At 73.6% G+C, this 17,748-nt stretch carries 18 protein-coding genes and 1 tRNA gene; 8 read left to right on the plus strand and 11 right to left on the minus strand.

Annotated elements, in window-relative coordinates:
* The first annotated feature begins 69 nt into the window (after window positions 1-69).
* On the plus strand, window positions 70-639 hold the full coding sequence (locus G9H72_RS07380; RefSeq protein ID WP_166169412.1) for a TetR/AcrR family transcriptional regulator: 570 nt from the start codon (window positions 70-72) through the stop codon (window positions 637-639).
* 64 nt (window positions 640-703) lie between these two features.
* Here the strand turns inward: G9H72_RS07380 and G9H72_RS07385 are convergent, their stop codons facing one another.
* Window positions 704-2,266, minus strand: a complete 1,563-nt coding sequence (locus tag G9H72_RS07385; protein ID WP_331272078.1) for an asparaginase — start codon at window positions 2,264-2,266, stop codon at window positions 704-706.
* Window positions 2,267-2,542: 276 nt separating this feature from the next.
* On the opposite strand from G9H72_RS07385, the gene G9H72_RS07390 reads away from it, so the two are divergent.
* The 3 genes from G9H72_RS07390 to G9H72_RS07400 all read left to right on the plus strand — a co-directional run bounded on the left by G9H72_RS07390 (window position 2,543) and on the right by G9H72_RS07400 (window position 4,243).
* A complete protein-coding gene (locus G9H72_RS07390) occupies window positions 2,543-2,881 on the plus strand; it encodes a YidH family protein (protein ID WP_166169414.1) in 339 nt (112 codons plus the stop codon).
* Window positions 2,881-3,207: a DUF202 domain-containing protein gene (locus G9H72_RS07395; RefSeq protein ID WP_166169416.1), complete on the plus strand. Its 327-nt coding sequence runs from the start codon at window positions 2,881-2,883 to the stop codon at window positions 3,205-3,207. Before G9H72_RS07390 ends, G9H72_RS07395 begins: the two co-directional genes overlap by 1 nt.
* A 178-nt stretch (window positions 3,208-3,385) precedes the next feature.
* Window positions 3,386-4,243 (plus strand): hypothetical protein, encoded by an 858-nt coding sequence (locus tag G9H72_RS07400; protein WP_166169418.1) that lies wholly within the window; start codon window positions 3,386-3,388, stop codon window positions 4,241-4,243.
* Between the two features lie 100 nt (window positions 4,244-4,343).
* Here the strand turns inward: G9H72_RS07400 and G9H72_RS07405 are convergent, their stop codons facing one another.
* A complete protein-coding gene (locus tag G9H72_RS07405) occupies window positions 4,344-5,264 on the minus strand; it encodes a LysR family transcriptional regulator ArgP (protein WP_166169420.1) in 921 nt (306 codons plus the stop codon).
* 71 nt (window positions 5,265-5,335) lie between these two features.
* Between G9H72_RS07405 and G9H72_RS07410 the strand changes: the two genes are divergently transcribed.
* The 3 genes from G9H72_RS07410 to G9H72_RS07420 all read left to right on the plus strand — a co-directional run bounded on the left by G9H72_RS07410 (window position 5,336) and on the right by G9H72_RS07420 (window position 9,565).
* The gene (locus G9H72_RS07410) at window positions 5,336-5,950 is read left to right on the plus strand and encodes a LysE/ArgO family amino acid transporter (protein WP_166169422.1); all 615 of its coding nucleotides are present in this window, start codon (window positions 5,336-5,338) and stop codon (window positions 5,948-5,950) included.
* Window positions 5,951-6,231: 281 nt separating this feature from the next.
* Entirely contained in the window at window positions 6,232-8,127 is a 1,896-nt protein-coding gene (locus G9H72_RS22855; RefSeq protein WP_166169424.1) for an MBL fold metallo-hydrolase, read from the plus strand.
* A gap of 133 nt (window positions 8,128-8,260) precedes the next feature.
* A complete protein-coding gene (locus tag G9H72_RS07420; protein ID WP_166169426.1) occupies window positions 8,261-9,565 on the plus strand; it encodes an endonuclease/exonuclease/phosphatase family protein in 1,305 nt (434 codons plus the stop codon).
* 172 nt (window positions 9,566-9,737) lie between these two features.
* Here G9H72_RS07420 and G9H72_RS07425 read toward each other — a convergent pair.
* The 4 genes from G9H72_RS07425 to nadD form a co-directional block, all read right to left on the minus strand.
* Window positions 9,738-9,810, minus strand: a tRNA-Ala gene (locus tag G9H72_RS07425).
* Window positions 9,811-9,871: 61 nt separating this feature from the next.
* Window positions 9,872-10,525 carry a histidine phosphatase family protein gene (locus tag G9H72_RS07430; RefSeq protein ID WP_166169428.1) on the minus strand — a complete coding sequence of 218 codons (654 nt, stop codon included), beginning with the start codon at window positions 10,523-10,525 and terminating at the stop codon, window positions 9,872-9,874.
* Window positions 10,522-10,935, minus strand: a complete 414-nt coding sequence (gene rsfS / locus G9H72_RS07435; RefSeq protein ID WP_166169430.1) for a ribosome silencing factor — start codon at window positions 10,933-10,935, stop codon at window positions 10,522-10,524. Before rsfS ends, G9H72_RS07430 begins: the two co-directional genes overlap by 4 nt.
* Window positions 10,936-11,045: 110 nt before the next feature.
* Entirely contained in the window at window positions 11,046-11,636 is a 591-nt protein-coding gene (gene nadD, locus G9H72_RS07440; RefSeq protein ID WP_166169942.1) for a nicotinate-nucleotide adenylyltransferase, read from the minus strand.
* 128 nt (window positions 11,637-11,764) lie between these two features.
* Here nadD and G9H72_RS22860 point away from each other — a divergent pair, with 128 nt between their 5' ends.
* Window positions 11,765-13,024, plus strand: coding sequence for an EAL and HDOD domain-containing protein (locus tag G9H72_RS22860; RefSeq protein WP_166169432.1), 1,260 nt, complete (start codon window positions 11,765-11,767; stop codon window positions 13,022-13,024).
* Between the two features lie 44 nt (window positions 13,025-13,068).
* Here the strand turns inward: G9H72_RS22860 and G9H72_RS22300 are convergent, their stop codons facing one another.
* The 5 genes from G9H72_RS22300 to obgE all read right to left on the minus strand — a co-directional run bounded on the left by G9H72_RS22300 (window position 13,069) and on the right by obgE (window position 17,652).
* Window positions 13,069-13,203 carry a hypothetical protein gene (locus G9H72_RS22300; RefSeq protein WP_269205095.1) on the minus strand — a complete coding sequence of 45 codons (135 nt, stop codon included), beginning with the start codon at window positions 13,201-13,203 and terminating at the stop codon, window positions 13,069-13,071.
* A gap of 119 nt (window positions 13,204-13,322) precedes the next feature.
* Window positions 13,323-14,633 carry a glutamate-5-semialdehyde dehydrogenase gene (locus G9H72_RS07450; RefSeq protein WP_166169434.1) on the minus strand — a complete coding sequence of 437 codons (1,311 nt, stop codon included), beginning with the start codon at window positions 14,631-14,633 and terminating at the stop codon, window positions 13,323-13,325.
* Window positions 14,634-14,697: 64 nt separating this feature from the next.
* Entirely contained in the window at window positions 14,698-15,075 is a 378-nt protein-coding gene (locus tag G9H72_RS22305; RefSeq protein ID WP_166169436.1) for a hypothetical protein, read from the minus strand.
* 55 nt (window positions 15,076-15,130) lie between these two features.
* A complete protein-coding gene (proB, locus tag G9H72_RS07460; protein WP_166169438.1) occupies window positions 15,131-16,285 on the minus strand; it encodes a glutamate 5-kinase in 1,155 nt (384 codons plus the stop codon).
* Complete coding sequence (gene obgE / locus G9H72_RS07465; protein WP_166169440.1) at window positions 16,282-17,652, minus strand: GTPase ObgE; 1,371 nt, start codon at window positions 17,650-17,652, stop codon at window positions 16,282-16,284. The genes proB and obgE overlap by 4 nt, the downstream gene beginning before the upstream one ends.
* Window positions 17,653-17,748: the final 96 nt, after the last annotated feature.

Genomic DNA, 17,748 nt, shown 5'->3' on the forward strand with positions numbered 1-17,748 from the left:
AGTGGAACATTGTTGTTCCATTCCGAGCAAGCATTATTCCGCGACGGAACAGGACCGTACGATGCGGCCGTGACGTCGTCCCCGCCCGCCTCCGGAGCCCGCAGCCGCACCCGGCAGGCGATCCTCGACGCCGCGATCCGGGTCCTCGGCCGCCGGCCCGGCGCCTCGCTCTCGGAGGTCGCGACGGCGGCCGAGGTCGGCCGCACGACGCTGCACCGCTACTTCGCGAGCCGGCAGGAGCTGCTCGACGCCGTCTCCGTCGAGGCCCTCTCGGCGGTCGGCTCGGCGTTCGAGCGGGCGGGCCTGGCGGAGGGCACGGGGCGCGAGACGGTGCTCCGCGCCCTGCGCGAGCTGCTCGACCTGCGTGACGTGCTGACGCTGGTGTTCACCGGGATCTTCCTGGACCGCCCGGAGTGGCAGGAGGGCACGGAGCCGTCCGGTGAGCTCGTCGAGGTCGTGCGCCGGGGCCACGCCGACGGCAGCATCTCCCCCGCGCTGAGCGCGCTGTGGGTCGAGAACCTGCTGTGGTGCCTGCTCTACGCCGCGGACAGCTACGCGAACGTCACCGGGGGCTCACGGCACGACGCGCTCGCGATGGCCACCCGTTCCCTCGACGGGGCACTGCGCCCCGATCGATGACTGCACGGCGCAGGCCCCGCCTCCTCGATCCGAGGGGACGGGGCCTGCGCCTGTGCGGCAAGGGTCAGCCGGTGACGGACTTCGCCGCCGGTGCGGCCACCCCGATCTCGTTCTTCAGCGTCGTGGCCAGGTCGATGAGCGCGGTGCGGGCCGCCTCGGCGTCGACGCGCTGCTTCGCCCGGTCGATGAAGTTCTGCAGGTACGTCGCGGCGCCGGCGAAGTCGGCCGCCTCGTACGCCGACTTCGCGCGGGTGAGCCGGTCCGTCAGCAGCTCGGTCGTCGAGCCGTTGATGGTCCCGGCCGTCGACAGCTCGGTGATCCGGGCCGCGAGGTCGGCGAAGCCGGTCTCGATCGCCGACGGCGGCGTGACCTTCCACTCGGCCTGGCCGATGGTGTCCATCCAGCCGCGGATCTTCGCCGCGTCACCCGGTGCGAACGTCAGGCCCAGCAGCAGGAACAGACGCGCCTTCTGGGCGAGCAGGTCGTCGCCGGCGATGATGTTGCCGCTGCCGCCGGTCACCGAGCCGGAGCCGACGCGGGAGGTGCTGATGAAGACGACGCCCGCGTTGGCCGCCGCCGAGCGAGCGGCGCTCTGCGCCGAGGAGATGCCCCCGGCGCCGGTGCCCGCCGTGACGATGCCCTTGACCCCGGCGTTCGCGAAGGCGGTGATCGCCTCGCCACCGGCCTGCTGGTAGTTGTACACGATCTCGACACGGGGAAGAGCAGAAGCCGGCTTCGTGGAGAGGTTGAACGGGGTCATCCACTCCGACGGCGTGTCGCACGTGGCGACCCGGGCCGGGGCGCGGCCGACCTTGATGTAGTCGCCGTCGATCCAGCCGAGGCTGCCCATGCGGCGGGTCTCGAAGGTGTCCATGCGCGTCGTGTTGCCCTTGGTGACGTCACGCGCCGCGTGGAACTCGTCGTTGAGCATGAGGACGGTGCCGAAGCAGTACGTCGTCTGGCTCGCCGCGAGAGTGATCGCGTTGTAGAGGTTCGCCGGCCCGTCGGTGCCGATGACCTGGGGGCCGTCGATCGAGCCCGCGGCCCACGGCCGCATCGCGCCGGTGAGCACGACCGGCTTGCGGCTCTGCACGGTGAGGTCGAGCCAGTAGGCGAACTCCTCCATGGTGTCCGTGCCGGTGGTGACGACCACGCCGTCGGCCGTCTTGAGCGCGTTCTCGACCGCGAGTGTGAGCGCGTGGTACTGCGCGATCGTGTAGCCGCCAGAGCCGGCGTTGCCGAACTGCACCGTGGACACGTCCGCGACGTTGCCGATCTCCGGCTGCAACTGCGCGACCATGGAGGCGATCGGGATCCGGCCCGCGGAGTAGTTGGTGAAGCTGCTGCGCGACTGGGCCACGCCGGCGATCGTGCCGCCGGTCGCGACCACCGCGACCTTGGGCTTGGCGGCGGCCGCGGCGGTGACCGCGGCGTTGTAGGCGACGCTCTCGACCTGGACGGCCGAGCTGACGCCCGAGACGCTGGAGAAGGACTCCTGCACGACGGGCGCGGCGCCCCCGTTCAGCGTGCTGACCAGGACGGCGGCGAGGCCGGCGGAGACGAGCGGGACGGCAGTGGCACGGGCGCGGCGCGCCCAGGGGTTGGCGAACAGAGAGGGGGACGACACGCGAACCTCCGGGATCGGATCCAGGTTGCGCGCAGCTTCGTTCGGCCACGTTGCCGCTCCATTGCCTAGTGTTTCGCCCGCGTATCGTTCTGCCGCTCCCGGCCGTTGTTCTGTATCGATCCGAAGAAGCGCTGCCCCGGGCAACCACCGAGAGCCGGACGTTGTCGGGCGTACCCCTCGCAAGCCGACACGGGACGCCGAGCGCTCCGGCGCCGCCACCACCCCGTCCCACCCCGCCCGGGCCGACTGCCGGTCAACCCGGCAAGCTGGGGCGCGATGGACGAGCAGGAGCCGGACTACCGCTTCACCCTGGCCAACGAGCGCACTCTGCTCGCCTGGATGCGGACGGCGCTCGCCCTGCTCGCCGCGGGCGTCGGCGCGGTGGAGTTCCTCCCCCAGCCCGACGCCGCGTGGGTACGCACTGCCGCCGGCGTCGCCCTCGGGCTGCTCAGCGTGGTCGCCTCTGTCGGCGGCGTGCTGCGTTGGCACGCGGTCCAGCGAGCGATGCGTCGCGGGCTGCCGCTCCCGGTCTTCCGGCTGGCCTGGGTCTTCGCGGCCGCGCTCGCGGCGGTCGGCCTCGCGGTGAGCGCCATGCTGCTGCTCACCGACGCCTGATGGGCCTGCGGGAGGCCCCGCCGGGCGCGCAGCTCGAGCGGACCGCGCTGGCCTGGTCACGCACTTCGCTGGCCCTGCAGGGCAACGGCGCCATCCTCCTGCTGCGCCACCCGCCGTCGCTGGACCAGCCGCTGCACGCCGTGCTGCCGGCGTACGCGCTGCTGCTCTCGCTCGCCGCAGCGGTCGTCGGCCGGCGGCGCTCGGGGCGGCTGCTGCGCGAGCAGCCCGCGACGCTGCGCTCCGGGCGTGCCGAGTGCCTGCTGCTGAGCGCGGGGATCGCGGTCCTCGCCGTCCTCACCACCGTCAGCCTGGCGCTGGACGGCTGAGAGCTGCTCAGCAGGCGCGGCCCTACTCAGGGCGGCGGCGGCACTACTCAAGCCTCCACCCAGGCCTACTCACCTGCGTACCGCGTCGTATCGCCGGGGCGGCGGGGCTCTCGTTAACCCCCGGAAGGGCGGACAGCCCGCCCGAGAACGAGCCCCCACCGACCCGAAAGGCACTCCGATGCTCTCGCTGCGCAACCGCCTCGCCCGCACCGCCTTCGCCACCCTCGCCCTCACCGCTGCCGGCGCCGCGACCCTCACGACCACCGCCGCCCCGGCCTCCGCCTCCGTCAACTGCGCCGCCGACTGCATCCTCGGCGACATCACCCCGCAGGGCGTGCGCGGCGTCGAGATCTACGACTACGTCCAGACCACCGTCCCCACGACCCTGACCGTCAAGATCTCGAAGAACCTGTACGACCTGGAGGCGCAGCCGATCGCCTACACCAGCGGCGCCGGCGCCGGGAAGAAGACCAACCACTACTGGTCGCAGAGCAACCTCACGCCCGGGACGAACTACTGGTACTACGTGTACGCCACCGACGCCGGCGGCAACGTGCGCAAGGAGCTCGGCTTCGTCCACACCGCCGACCGCGAGGTCACGATCAACATCAACAAGATCACGGTGACCGACGACAGCGACTCCAGCGGCGCCGGGGAGTTCCGCGTCCACCTGCGCGTCGGGGACAACATCTCGGCCAGCCACTACGACGACGTCTCGGTCTCCTCCGGCGAGTACCTCAACCCGAACTGGACCGCCTTCTCCGACGGCGCCTCGGTGCCGGCGATGGTCGAGCTCGTCGACGACGACGAGGACTGCATCTTCGCCTGCCTGCCCACCGGTGGCACCGCGCCCAGCTGGGGCCAGGGCTCGAACTCGCTCGCGGACTGGGCGACCGCGAAGCTCTACTCGAACGCCTATACCGGCGAGCCGGAGCTCAGCAACAAGATCGTGGAGTTCTCCACCCCGGCCAACGCACCGGTCAAGTTCAAGGTCCTCGCGGCGGTGAAGGTCAAGTACTACGGCTACAAGGGCTGACGCGCCCGACGCCGGCCAGGCTCGACCCGGGCGACGTTCCCCGCAACGATCAGGGCTCCGGCCCCGCGACACCGTTCGTGTCGCGAGCCGGAGCCTCTGGTCATCGCCGTTCCGGGCCCCGGGTACGGGCGGAGGAGCGGGCGCGGGGCTGCGACAGGCTCGACTCGGCGGCCGCCACCACGGCGTCCGCGAGCCGGTCCAACGCGGGCGAGGACAGCTTCCACTGCTGCCAGTGCAGGGGCACGTCCACGGCTCCTCTCGGGTCCAGGTCCACGAGCGGCTCGGCCAGGCCCGCGGCCTGCAACTCGGGGACCATCCCCCAGCCCATGCCCAGGGCGACCGCGGAGACGAAGTCCGCCGAGGCCGGCACATAGTGCATCGGCGGGCGCGCCCGCCCGCGCGTACGCCGGCGGAGGAACGTGTGCTGCAGCGCGTCCCGTCGATCGAAGACCACGACGGGTGCCGCCCCGAGGGCCGACGGGGTCAGACCTTCAGGAAACCAACGTTCGGCGAACGCGACTGCCGCCATAGGGCGGTAGCGCATGCTGCCCAGTCGACGGACGCTGCAGCCGGGCACCGTGTCCGAGTCGTCGGTGATCGCCGCCACCACGCTCCCGTCCCGCAGCAGCCGGCTCGTGTGCGCCTGGTCCTCCCGGACGATGTCGACGACGACGCCCTCGGCCGCGAGCGGCGCGATGGCGGGCAGCACCCACGTCGCCAGCGAGTCGGCGTTCACCGCGACGGGCAGGGTGGCGGCAGTGGGCAGCCCGGCCAGCTCCGTGACCGCGTCGGCGACGAGCAGGTCGACCTGCCGCGCGAGCCGCAGGAGAGTCTGGCCGGCGGCGGTGAGCCGCACGGGCCGGCTGCGCACGACCAGGACGCTCCCGACGGCCCGCTCGAGCGCCTTGAGCCGTTGACTGACCGCAGAGGGGGTTACGTGCAGGGAGCGCGAGGCTGCATCGAGAGACCCTTCGGCCGCGACAGCGCTCAGGGCACGCAGCTGCCCCAGGTCGAGGTCCACATAAGCGACTCTAATTGTCGCACAGAAGAACGCGTTCGACTTCACCAGAGCCCGCCCGTAGCGTCGGCCGCGTGGACCCCTCGCTCCTTGCCGCCGCCTCCGGGCTCGGGCTCGGCCTGTCGCTGATCGTCGCGATCGGCGCGCAGAACGCCTTCGTGCTCCGGCAGGGGCTGCTGGGCCGGCACATCGCCGTGGTCGTCGCGATCTGCGTCCTGTCCGACGCCGTCCTCATCGCGCTCGGGGTCGGCGGCGCCGGTGCCGCCCTGGAGCGGGCACCACAGGTGATGGGCCTGGTCCGACTGGCCGGCGCCGCCTTCCTGCTCGGGTACGCCGCCCTCGCCGCGCGCCGGGCGCTCCGCCCCGGCAGCCTGAGCCCCCCGGACCGGCCCGAGCGCACCTCGCTCGCGGCGACGGCGACGACGTGCCTGGCGCTGACCTGGCTCAACCCGCACGTCTACCTCGACACCGTCGTGCTGCTCGGCACGATCGCCAACACGCACCCGGGCCGCGAGTGGGCGTTCGCCGCGGGCGCGGTGGCCGCGAGCACCGCCTGGTTCGTCGCCCTCGGCCTGGGCGCGCGAATGCTCCGTCCCCTCTTCGCCCGGCCGTCCGCCTGGCAGGCGCTCGACGCGGGGATCGCCGTGGTCATGGCCACGCTCGGCGTCTCGCTGGCACTGTCTGCCTGAATTCGGCCAGTTATGCCGAAGCGTGGAGGTCTTGACCGGTTCGTCGGCCACTGCCCTACTCCTGGCTGTCGGGGGCCGACCTGGCGCAACGGCGGCGACGCCCAACCCGCATCAGCCCCTCGCCGCCGACCCGGGCCCACCGGACGACGAGCGGACGACGAGGAGCAACCAATGGCGGTTGACGGCCAGGGCCCCACGGGGCGCACGGCTCCCCTCCCCCTCGCAGGCGCAGGCGGGTGCTGCGGCGGCGAGCACGCCCGTCACTGCTGAGCCGCCGAGCCGTGCTCGCGGTGGCAGCGGCCCTCGCGGCCGCACCGCTCGGGGCAGGCGCCGCGCAGGCGGCCATCCGCCCCCGGCGCATCACCCGCACCGGCCCGGTGCGCTACGACGACGTCGTGCCGGGCTTCGCCCGGGTCGCCGTCAACGCCACCGGCGCGCCGCTCGGCAGCGGCTTCGAGGGGCCGAACCCCTGGGGGTCCTACACGGCCTACCTCGCCTCGGTCAGCACGCTCGGCCACCGCACCTGGCGCATCGAGAACATGCTGGTCTCCCCGACCTTCACCCAGGGCTCGACGATGTGGCTCTTCGAGGGCTCCTCACGGGCACTGCTGGTCGACACGGCGCAGAACACGCCGGACGTCGTCGGGGTCAACGACCTCAAGACCGTCGCACGCCACCTGCTGGGGCACGACGACGACGGCACCCCGCGCGCGGACCCGGTCGACTTCGACGTCGCCATCAGCCACGGCCATGGCGACCACACCGGCAAGAACTACCTGATGAGCGACCGGACGGTCTACTTCCCGGAGGGCGACTGGCCGGCCAGCGCCCCGGCCTACTACGTCCCGACCAGGGAGGGCGGCGGCCCGTCACCGCGAGGCGACGGCCGCGCGGTCGGCACGTTCGACCTCGGGGACCGCACCATCCACGCGATCGACCTGCACGGCCACACGCCCGGGTCGACCGGCTACCTCGACGCCGAGAACCTGCTGCTCGCCACCGGTGACGCGCTCGGCTCGGCATACGTCTGGATGCACTTCGCGTCCGGGACGACCGAGCCGTACCGCCGGATGCTGCGCGGGATGCGAAACTTCCTGCGCCGGTTCGAGGGCATCGCCCTGCTGCCCGCGCACTTCTACCAGGTCAACCAGTACCCGCGGAACCTCCCGCCGGTCAACGGGCGGCCGCTCGACGCGGACTACGTCTCCGACATGCTCGAGGCGGCCAGCGGGCTGCTCGACGGGACCATCGCCGCCGAGCCCTACCGCACGGTCGGCCGCGAGGTCGGCTGGATCGGGTACGCGTCAGCCCGCATGACGTTCACCTTCGCCAACCTCTACCCGGGCGGGCCGTCCGGCGGCAGGGCGCCCGACGACGACTACCACGGGATGGCGATCCCGGGCACCTACAACGTGCCGGCTGCGCCCTCCGGCCCGTACGCCGCCATCGACAACATCAAGACCGGGCTGCTGATGATCCGCGACTCGGCCAACCAGTCGATGTACCTGGTGCGCGGCTCCGAGCGCGCGGTGCTCATCGGGTCCGGGCGCGGCACGCCGGGCCTCATGCACTTCGCACGCCGCTGGTCGCGCGGCACCGAGCTCGAGCTGGTGGTGACGAGTGACGACCCCGGGCAGATCGGAGGGCTGTCGCAGTTCCGCCACAACCACGTCCACCTCCCACGTGGTGCGTCGATCCCCACCACGGGCCTGACGTCGTACTCGTACGTCGGGCAGGGGAACTCGATCCCGCTCGGCACCGACGCGGCCGGTCGCCCGGTCGCGCTCGAGGTGCACGCGCTGCCCGGGCACTCCCCCACCGGCATCACGCTGCTCGACCCGGTCTCGCGGGTGCTGTTCTCCGGCGACGCGCTCGGGGAGCAGGGGCCGGGCGGCCTGGTGCTCGACTCCTCGCTGCAGGAGTTCGCCGCGGCGCTGGCGGCGTGGCGCTCCCGCACCGACGGCCGCTACGGCGTCGTCTACACCGCCCACAACCACCAGTGGCTCACCAGCCCGGCGTACGTCGACTCCGTCCAGGCCGCGGTGCTGGACGGCATCGCGCGGGGGCCGGCCGCGTACGTCCCGGGCCGCCCCGGCTTCCACACGCTCCGTTCACCGGGGGCGGCGGACGTCGTGGCGTACGTCCTGCTGCCGGCTGCGCGGCGCGCCCGCCGCTAGCAGCGCCCGGAGCACGGGGACGGCGGGCTGCTCGTACGCCGTCCCCGCGGCGACCCCGCCGCACAGCCGGTGTCGGGGATCCGTTCACGCGCAGTTCGACTCGCGGACAGGCGCTCGCCCTAGCTTGCGCGCCATGCGAACTCGCCTTCTTGCCTCGATGGGGCTGCTCCTCGCCCTCGTCCTCGCGGTGCCGCAGAGTGCGGCGAACGCCGCGACTCCGGCGCGCGCCGATGCCGCCACCCCCAGCGTGACCCCGTACTCGCTGCTCCAGATGAACCTCTGCCTGTCCGGGCTCGCCGGCTGCTTCGGCCGCACCCAGTACCCGAAGGTCGTCGACGAGGCGATCGAGAAGGTCCGGTCCGCGCAGCCGGACGTCGTCACGCTCAACGAGGCGTGCAGCGGCGACGTGGAGCGCATCGCCCGCGAGACCGGGATGGACTTCCGGTTCTCCACGGTGATCTACAACCGCGCGCAGCTCCCCTGCCGCAACCCCGGCGACCGCGGTGTCTTCGGCAACGGGGTGCTGACGAAGAAGGCGATCACCGCCGTCGAGGACCGCGCCTACACCGCGCAGCTCGGTGCCGAGGAGCGCCGCTACGTCTGTGTGACGACCGAGGACGGCATCCGCGTCTGCGCCACGCACCTCGCCGTGGGCGGCAACGCCGCCAACGCCGCGAACAACACGGCGCAATGCGCGGAGCTGGCCGCCGTGCTCGCCGCCGGCGCCCCCGCGAGCCCGCTCGGCATCGCCCCCACCATCCTCTCCGGCGACGTGAACCGCCAGGGCTCGTGCGCTTCCCCGGGCTACTGGACCGAGCGGGACTCGGCCGCCACCCAGCAGGTCGGGATCCAGCACACGTACGGCACGGCCGCCCGGCTCCTGCTGCCCGTCTCCACCGTGATCCCCATGGTCTACACCGACCACGACGCACTGCTCACCCGCGCGCTCTTCGCCCCGTCGCTGTCGGCCGGCATCGCGTACGTCTCCTCGGTGGCGGACGAGCTCGCCGCGACGCGCGAGATCCAGCCGAGCGCCGCCCGCGACATCGCGAAGCTGATCGACGCCGCCACCATGGCCGCCGACCTCGCGGCGTACGAGGCCGTGTCCGCGGTGCTGTCCGGGCTCGACTACTACGTGACCTCCGCCCGCCCGGCCAAGGTGAGCGCCGATGCCAAGTCCCAGCTGCTCGCGCTGCTGGGCAGCTGGCTCGGCCAGCCGACCGGCCTGCGCGCCTTCACGATCCAGCTCGCCGCCCAGGTCGACGCGGGCGCGGTCAAGGCCAGCACCGCCAAGCAGCTGCGCGCCCTGGTCGCCGGCAACGAGCTCGGCGAGCTGCGGGCCGCGATCGCGGACGCCAAGCCCGCCAAGGTGAGCGCCGCCGCCAAGCAGGCCCTGCTGCCGCTGGTCGATGCGGCCGCCCTGTCCGCCAAGGCCTGAGCCAGGCCGCCTGACGAGCCGTACGGCGGCGGCCGCCGCCCCCGTCCCGGGGCGGCGGCCGTCGCCGTCCTGCCCGGTCGAGCCGAGGCGGGAGGGGCGTCTCCCCGAACGCGACGAAGGCTTCCAGCTGTGCTGGAAGCCTTCGTGGAGCGACTGACCGAGATGAACCCGGTGGAGCTGAGGGGATTCGAACCCCTGACCCCTTCCATGCCATGGAAGTGCGCTACCAGCTGCGCCACAGCCCCGCACCGCGCGTTCGCGGCTGGAACAGCATACGTCACCGCTCGGGTGGCCTGCGGCGGCCCCCTACCCCTCTTCGGTGAGCACCGGCTCCGGCAGCGACCCGGCGTTGTGCTCCATGAGGCGCCACAGCCCCTCGCCACGCTCGCCGTCCTCGGTGAGCACCGACCAGTTGCAGTTGGAGAGCCCGCCGAGCGCACCCCAGACGCCGGACGGCAGCCCGATGAGGCTGGCCAGGGCCGTGCGCGCCGCGCCGCCGTGCGTGACCGCGACGACGGTCTCCCCCGGCCCGACCTGGGCCACGGCCTTGGCCAGCGTGTCGCAGGCGCGGGCCGCGACCTCCAGCCGGGTCTCGCCGCCCCCGGGGCGCACGTCCGGCTCCCCGCGGTGCCACGCCGACCACTCGTCGGGGAACTGCTCGGCAATCTGCGCCGACGTCAGGCCCTGCCACGCCCCGGCGTTGGTCTCCCGCAGCCCCGCGTCGGTCAGCACCTCCAGCCCGGTGACGGCGGCCAGCGCGGCGGCCGTGTCGGCCGCGCGCTGCAGGTCCGAGGCCACGATCAGCGCCGGGTCGAGCGAGGCGAGCATCCGGGCGGCCCGGCGGGCCTGGTCCACCCCGACCTCGTCGAGCGGCACGTCGGTCTGCCCCTGGAAGCGCAGCTGGGCGTTCCACACGGTCCGCCCGTGCCGCCACAGGATCAGCCGGCGACGGGCGCTCACGCGGGCGCCGTGCCGTCGGAGGCGGCGGGAGCGCCCGAGCGGCCCTCGGTCGCCTCGGCGGGCAGCACGATGGTGGGGCAGTCGCGCCAGAGCCGCTCGAGGGCGTAGAAGACCCGGTCCTCGGCGTGCTGGACGTGGACGATGATGTCGACGTAGTCGAGCAGCACCCACCGTCCCTCGCGCTCGCCCTCGCGGCGGGCAGGCTTGGCGCCCAGGTCGCGCAGCGCGTCCTCCACGGCGTCCACGATCGCGCGGACCTGCCGGTCGTTCGTGCCGGACGCGAGCACGAACGCGTCGGTGATCACGAGCTGGTCGCTCACGTCGACGGCGATGACGTCGTCGGCGAGCTTGTCGGCGGCCGCGACGGCGGCGGCGCGGGCGAGCTCGATCGCTCTCTCACTGGCTGGCAAGGGGCTCCTCGGGGTGCCGGACGGGGTCCGTGCCGCTGGCGCGGCACGCGGACGCCGGCGGGACACCGGCGTACCCCCTCAAGCGTGCCACCCCGCGCGAGCTCGCGGGCTCAGGCCTCGGGCGGGAGGCAGCCGGCGTTGCTGTAGAGCCGGTGCTTGGCGATGTACTGCACGACACCGTCCGGCACGAGGTACCACACCGGCTCCCCGCGGCAGACCCGCGCGCGGCAGTCGGTCGAGGAGATCGCCAGCGCCGGGATCTCCAGCAGCGAGACGCGGTCCTCGGGCAGCCCCTCGACGGTGAGCCGGTGCCCGGGCCGGGTCACGCCGACGAACGTGGCCAGCTGGAAGAGCTCGTCGGCGTCCTTCCAGGACAGGATCTGCGCGAGCGCGTCGGCGCCGGTGATGAAGTACAGCTCGGTGTCCGGGCCGCGCTCGGTCGCCAGGTCCCGCAGTGTGTCGATCGTGTACGTGACGCCCGGCCGGTCGATGTCGACCCGGCTCACCGTGAAGTCGGGGTTCGAGGCGGTCGCCACGACGGTCATGAGGTAGCGGTGCTCGGCCGCGGTCACGGTCTGATGGCTTTTCTGCCAAGGTGTCCCTGTCGGTACGAAGACGACCTCGTCGAGCCCGAACCGCCACTTCACCTCGCTCGCGGCCACGAGGTGCCCGTGGTGGACGGGATCGAAGGTGCCGCCCATGACGCCGATGCGCTTTCCCACGTCCCGCCTTCCTGACCGCCGGCCTCGCCCGCGCCTGCAGATGCGTGCTCAAGCCGCGGCGCCGACGCGCCGACAGGAAACCGTAGCGATCCCGAGGAGGACCTTCCGTGACAGCCGTCCACGTAGGCCGGCAGCCGGTGTACGACCGCTCCTTGCAGGTCGTGGGCTACGAGCTGCTCTTCCGTCCCGAGGGGCCGGCCGACACGGGAGCCGAGTCCGCTCCGGTTGCCGCCGCGTACCCGGGCACGGACCCCGGTGACGCGGCGACCACGCGGGTCATCGTCAGCACGTTCACCGAGTTCGGCCTCGAGCGGCTGGTGGGCCGCCGGCGCGCGTTCGTCAACGTCACCCGGGCCTTCGTCGTCGGCACGCTGCCGGTCCCGTTCGCGCCCGAGTCCGCGGTCCTGGAGCTGCAGCCGGGCATCCACGGCGACGACGAGGTGCTCGACGGGGTCAAGCGCCTCGCCGACCGGGGGTACGCCCTGGCCCTGGACGACTGGCGCGGCGAGCCCGAGCGGGCCGCCCTGCTGCCGTACTGCCGCTTCGTGAAGGTCGGCCTCGGCGCCGTCCCGGCCGAGGACCTGCCGCGGCTGGTCCGAGAGCTGCGGGCCGAGGCCGACGTCCAGCTGATCGCCGAGGGCGTCGAGCGGCTCTCGGACATGGAGCGCTGCCACGAGCTGGGCTTCGAGCACTTCCAGGGCCGCTTCCTGCTCCGACCCGACGTGGTGACCGCCCGCACGGTCTCACCGTCGGAGCTGTCGAGCCTGCAGCTGCTGGCCAAGCTGGCCGACCCCGAGATCGACCTGGCCGACATCGAGGCCGTCGTGCGCACCGACGTGGGGCTCAACTACCGGGTGCTCCGGGCGGCCAACGCAGCCGCCTCGGGCCCGGCGCGGCGCATAGAGTCGATCCGGGACGCGCTCGTGCTGCTCGGGATGCAGACGCTGCGCTCCTGGATGCTGCTCATGGTGCTGGCCTCGGGCAAGCCGGACGAGGAGAAGCTCCGGATGGCGATGACGCGGGCCCGCGCCTGCGAGATCCTCGCCGGCCGCGTGGGCGGCGCCCGCCCGGAGTCGGCCTTCATCGTCGGGCTGCTGTCCAGCCTGGACATGCTGCTGGGGCTGTCCATGGACGCTGTCGTCGAGCGGCTCCCGCTCGCCGCGGACCTGCACCTCGCTCTCGCCCATCGGCAGGGCCGGCTGGGCAAGGTCCTCGACGCGGTCCTCGCCCAGGAGGCGAGCGACGAGCGGCGCATCGCGTCCCTCGCCGACACGCTCCCGGTCGACGTGACCGAGCTGTCGCGGGCCTACCTGTCGGCCGTCACCTGGTCCAACCAGACCTGCGACGAGGTCCTGCCGGCGGCCTGACCCGCCGCTGACCTGCCGGGCCGTCCCGCGGCCCGGCGCCCGGGTCAGCGGTCGTGATTGAAAGCCATCGTGATCAGCAGTGCCACGATGAGGATGGCGAACGTGATCAGCCCGATCACGATGGGGTCGGCGGGCAGCTCGTTCGCGTGCTCCTCGGCGGCCAGCACGGCACTGCGCATGTCGCGCTCCTCGTCGTCGGGGTCGGTTGTCGCCGGCGCTGGGTCGTCACCGTCTCTCGACGGCGCCGACCCGGCGGGGTACGCCCCGCTGCGCCGGCGCCCATCGTGGCACAGCCCGCTCAGGGGCGGATGTGCCCCTCACCGGTCATGACGAACTTGGTCGAGGTGAGCTCGGTCAGCCCCATCGGCCCGCGCGCGTGCAGCTTCTGCGTGGAGATGCCGATCTCCGCCCCGAAGCCGAGCTCCCCACCGTCGGTGAAGCGAGTCGAGGCGTTGACCGCCACGCCCGCGGAGTCGACGGTCGCGACGAACCGGCGCGCGGCCTGCTGGGAGCGGGTCACGATCGCCTCGGTGTGGCCGCTGCCGTACGTCCGGATGTGCGCGACCGCCTCGTCGAGCGAGCCGACCACCTTGGCCGCGAGGTCGAGCGAGAGGTACTCGGCGTACCAGTCGTCCTCGGTCGCCTCGACCGTCTCGATGCCCGCGTCGGCCGCGGCCTTGGCCACCGCCTCGTCGGCGTGGAGCGTGACGCCCGCGTCGCGCAGCGCCGGCAGCGCGACCGGGAGGAACGCCTCGGCGACGTCCGCGTGGACGAGCAGCGTCTCGGCGGAGTTGCACACGCTGGTGCGCTGGGCCTTGGCGTTGAGCAGGATCTTCACGGCCATGTCGACGTCGGCCTCGGCGTCCACGTAGACGTGGCAGTTGCCCACGCCGGTCTCGATCACCGGGACCGTCGACTCCTCGACCACCGAGCGGATCAGGCCGGCGCCGCCGCGCGGGATGAGCACGTCGACCAGGCCACGGGCCCGCATGAGGTGCTTGACCGACTCGCGGGACTCGCCCGGGACGAGCTGGACGGCATCGCCCGGCAGGCCGGACGCGGCCAGCGCCCGCTGCAGGACCGCGATGAGGGCCCGGTTGGACGAGTACGCCGAGGAGGACCCGCGCAGCAGCGCGGCGTTGCCGGACTTCAGGCAGAGCCCGGCCGCGTCGACCGTCACGTTGGGCCGTGCCTCGTAGATGATCCCGACGACCCCGAGGGGGACGCGGACCTGGCGTACCTCCAGGCCGTTGGGGCGGACGAACCCGCGGACGACCTCACCGACGGGGTCGGGCAGCGCGGCGACCTCGCGCAGGCCCTGCGCCATGCCCTCGAGCCGCTCGCGGGTCAGCCGGAGCCGGTCGATCATGTTGGCCGGCGTGCCGTTGCCCTCGGCGCGGGCGATGTCCTCGGCGTTCGCGACGAGGATCTCCTCGGCGTTCCCCAGCAGCGCGTCCGCCATGGCCAGCAGCGCCGCGTCCTTGGGCCCGCGGGGCAGCGGCGCGAGCGCGACGCTCGCCTCCTTCGCCCGCCGGGCGACGGCGAGCACGGCCTCGCGCTCGTCGGTCGAGGTGTCGGGCTGGCTCGCGGTCGTGACGTCGGCGCTCACGGGTTCAGGGTACGGCGGCGCCGCCCCGGCCCGCCTCGCCTTTCCCCTGCGCCCGACGACGGGGTCAGAAAGGGGCGACCTCGCCCGCCGGCACGAGCGCCGGGGCGGGCGGCTGGGCCATCCGCCAGTGGTACGTGTCGCGGTCCACGACCTCGAGCCCGACGACCTCCCAGGCGGGGAGACCGGCGCTGGCCCGGTGCTCGCCCCACAGCCGCAGCGCGAGCGCGGCGGCGTCGTCGAGGCAGCGCGCCTCCTCCCAGTAGCGCACCTCCGCGCGGTCCCGGGCGAAGCGGGCCGAGAGCAGGAACGGGCGCTCCTCGGCCAGCCGGTGCAGCGCCTCCTCCAGCGCGGCCTCGTCCATCGGGTCGCCGCAGACGCTGAGCGTCACGTGGTACATCTCGCCCAACTGCTCCGGCCCGTCCGGCTGCGAAGAGGACGACACAGACGCCCAACCTTCCTGTGAACCTGCGCCGCGATCGGCCGGACTGCCCGAGCCGTCAGCGGCTCAGGACGACGAGGTCGTCGCGGTGGACGACCTCCCGCTCGTACGCCGGCCCGAGGTCGGCGGCCAGCTCGTGCGTGGAGCGGCCGAGCAGCCCCGGAAGCTCCGTCGCATCGAAGTTGACCAGACCGCGGGCGACGGCGTGGCCCTTTTCGTCCACTAGCTCGACGGGATCGCCGGCAGCGAACTCGCCCTCGACCGCGGTCACGCCGGCCGGCAGCAGCGAGGCGCTGCGCTCGACGACGGCCCGCACGGCACCGGCGTCGAGGCGGAGCCGGCCGCGCGGGGCGGTGGCGTGGGCGAGCCAGAGCAGCCGCGTCGAGCGCCGGCGCCCCCAGGCCGCGAAGACGGTGCCGACCGGGTCACCGCCCAGGGCGCGCCCGGCGTCGGCCGCGGCGGCCAGCAGCGTCGGGATGCCGGCGCCGGTGGCGATGCGGGCGGCCTCGACCTTGGTCACCATGCCGCCGGTGCCCACCCCGCTGCCCACGCCCCCGACGTCGACGTGGTCGAGCGCGGCGGCGTTCGCGACCTCCGGGATGAGCCGGGCGCCGGGGTTGCGCGGGTGGCCGTCGTACAGCCCGTCGACGTCGCTGAGCAGCACGAGGGCGTCGGCGTGCACGAGCTGCGCGACGAGCGCGGCGAGCCGGTCGTTGTCACCGAACCGGATCTCGTGGGTCGCGACGGTGTCGTTCTCGTTGACGACGGGCAGCACGCCCAGCGCCAGCAGCCGGTAGAGCGTGCGCTGGGCGTTGCGGTAGTGGCTGCGCCGGATGACGTCCTCGGCCGTGAGCAGCACCTGGCCGACGCGTACGCCGTGCTCCTCGAACGCCGAGGTGTAGCGGTGCATCAGCATGCCCTGCCCGACGCTCGCCGCCGCCTGCTGCGTGGCCAGGTCGCGGGGGCGCCGGGCGAGCCCCAGCGGGCTGAGCCCGGCGGCGATCGCGCCGGAGCTCACCAGGACGACCTCGGAGCCGGCCCGGACGCGCGCCGCGAGGGCGTCGACGAGCGCGCGCACCCGCCCGTCGTCGATGCCGCCCCCGCTCGTCGTCAACGAGGACGAGCCCACCTTCACGACGAGCCGGTCCGCGGTCGCGACGGCCTGCCGCCAGTCGGTCGCGCCGTCCTGCTCGACGGCCGCCGGGTCGGTCACTTGCTGCGCCGGCGCTCGGGCTCGAGCCGGATGTCGCTGCCGCGCGGCCCGTGCAGCAGCTCCGCGCCGGACTCCAGGGTCGGCTCCCAGTCGAAGACGACGGCGTCGTCGCCCGCCCCGATGACGACCTCGTCGCCGGCCTGCGCGCCCTGCTTGAGCAGCTCCTCCTCGACGCCGAGCCGGGCGAGCCGGTCGGCGAGGTACCCGACGGCCTCGTCGTTGGAGAAGTCGGTCTGCCGGACCCAGCGCCACGGCTTGTCGCCGAGCACGCGGAAGCGGTCGCCCTCGCGCTCGACGCGGAACTCCTGCTCCTTGTGGCCGCGCGGGCGCAGCACGATGCGCTCAGGCTCGGCCGGCGGGGCGGCGGCGCGCGCGTCGGCGACGAGCCGGGCCATCGCGAAGGAGAGCTCGCGCAGCCCCTCGCGCGTGGCCGCCGACACCTCGAGCACCTGCAGGCCGCGGGCCTCGATCTCCGCGCGGACCATGTCGGCGAGGTCGCGGGCGTCCGGCACGTCCACCTTGTTGAGCGCGACGATGCGCGGACGGTCGCCGAGCCCGCCGTACTCGGCCAGCTCGGCCTCGATCACGTCGAGGTCGGTCAGCGGGTCGCGGCCGGGCTCGATCGTGGCGCAGTCGAGCACGTGCACCAGCGCGGCGCAGCGCTCGACGTGGCGCAGGAACTCCAGGCCGAGCCCCTTGCCCTGGCTCGCGCCCGGGATGAGCCCGGGGACGTCGGCGACGGTGAAGCGCACGTCCCCGGCCTCGACGACGCCGAGGTTCGGCACCAGCGTGGTGAAGGGGTAGTCCGCGATCTTCGGCTTGGCCGCGGAGAGGGCGCCGACGAGGCTGGACTTGCCGGCGCTCGGGAAGCCGACGAGGGCGATGTCCGCGACGGTCTTGAGCTCGAGGACGACGTCCTGGGCCTCGCCCGGCTCGCCCAGCAGCGCGAAGCCCGGGGCCTTGCGCTTGGTCGACGCGAGCGCGGCGTTGCCGAGCCCGCCCCGCCCGCCCTGGGCGATGACGTAGCGGGTCCCGGCGCCGACGAGGTCGGCCAGGACCTCCCCGTCGAGCGTGGTGACGACGGTGCCGTCGGGGACCGGCAGCACGAGCGTCTCGCCGTTGGCCCCGTCGCGGTTGTTGCCCTGCCCCTGCTTGCCGCTCGTCGCGCGCCGGTGGGGGCCGTGGTGGTAGTCGAGCAGCGTCGTGACCTGCGGGTCGACGACGAGCACGATGTCCCCGCCGTTGCCGCCGTCCCCGCCGTCCGGGCCGCCGAGCGGCTTGAACTTCTCGCGGTGGACGGACGCGCAGCCGTTGCCGCCGTCGCCGGCGGCGGCGTGCAGCACGACGCGGTCGACGAAGGTCGTCATCGGGGCTGTCCTCTCGTTGGTACGGCACCGGCGCGCCCGGCCCTCCGGACGCGTACGCGTCGGGAGGCGGCCGGGGCACCGGCGGTGGAAAGGCGA

The organism is Motilibacter aurantiacus (genome assembly GCF_011250645.1).
In the GTDB taxonomy this organism is placed as follows: Bacteria; Actinomycetota; Actinomycetes; order Motilibacterales; family Motilibacteraceae; genus Motilibacter_A; species Motilibacter_A aurantiacus.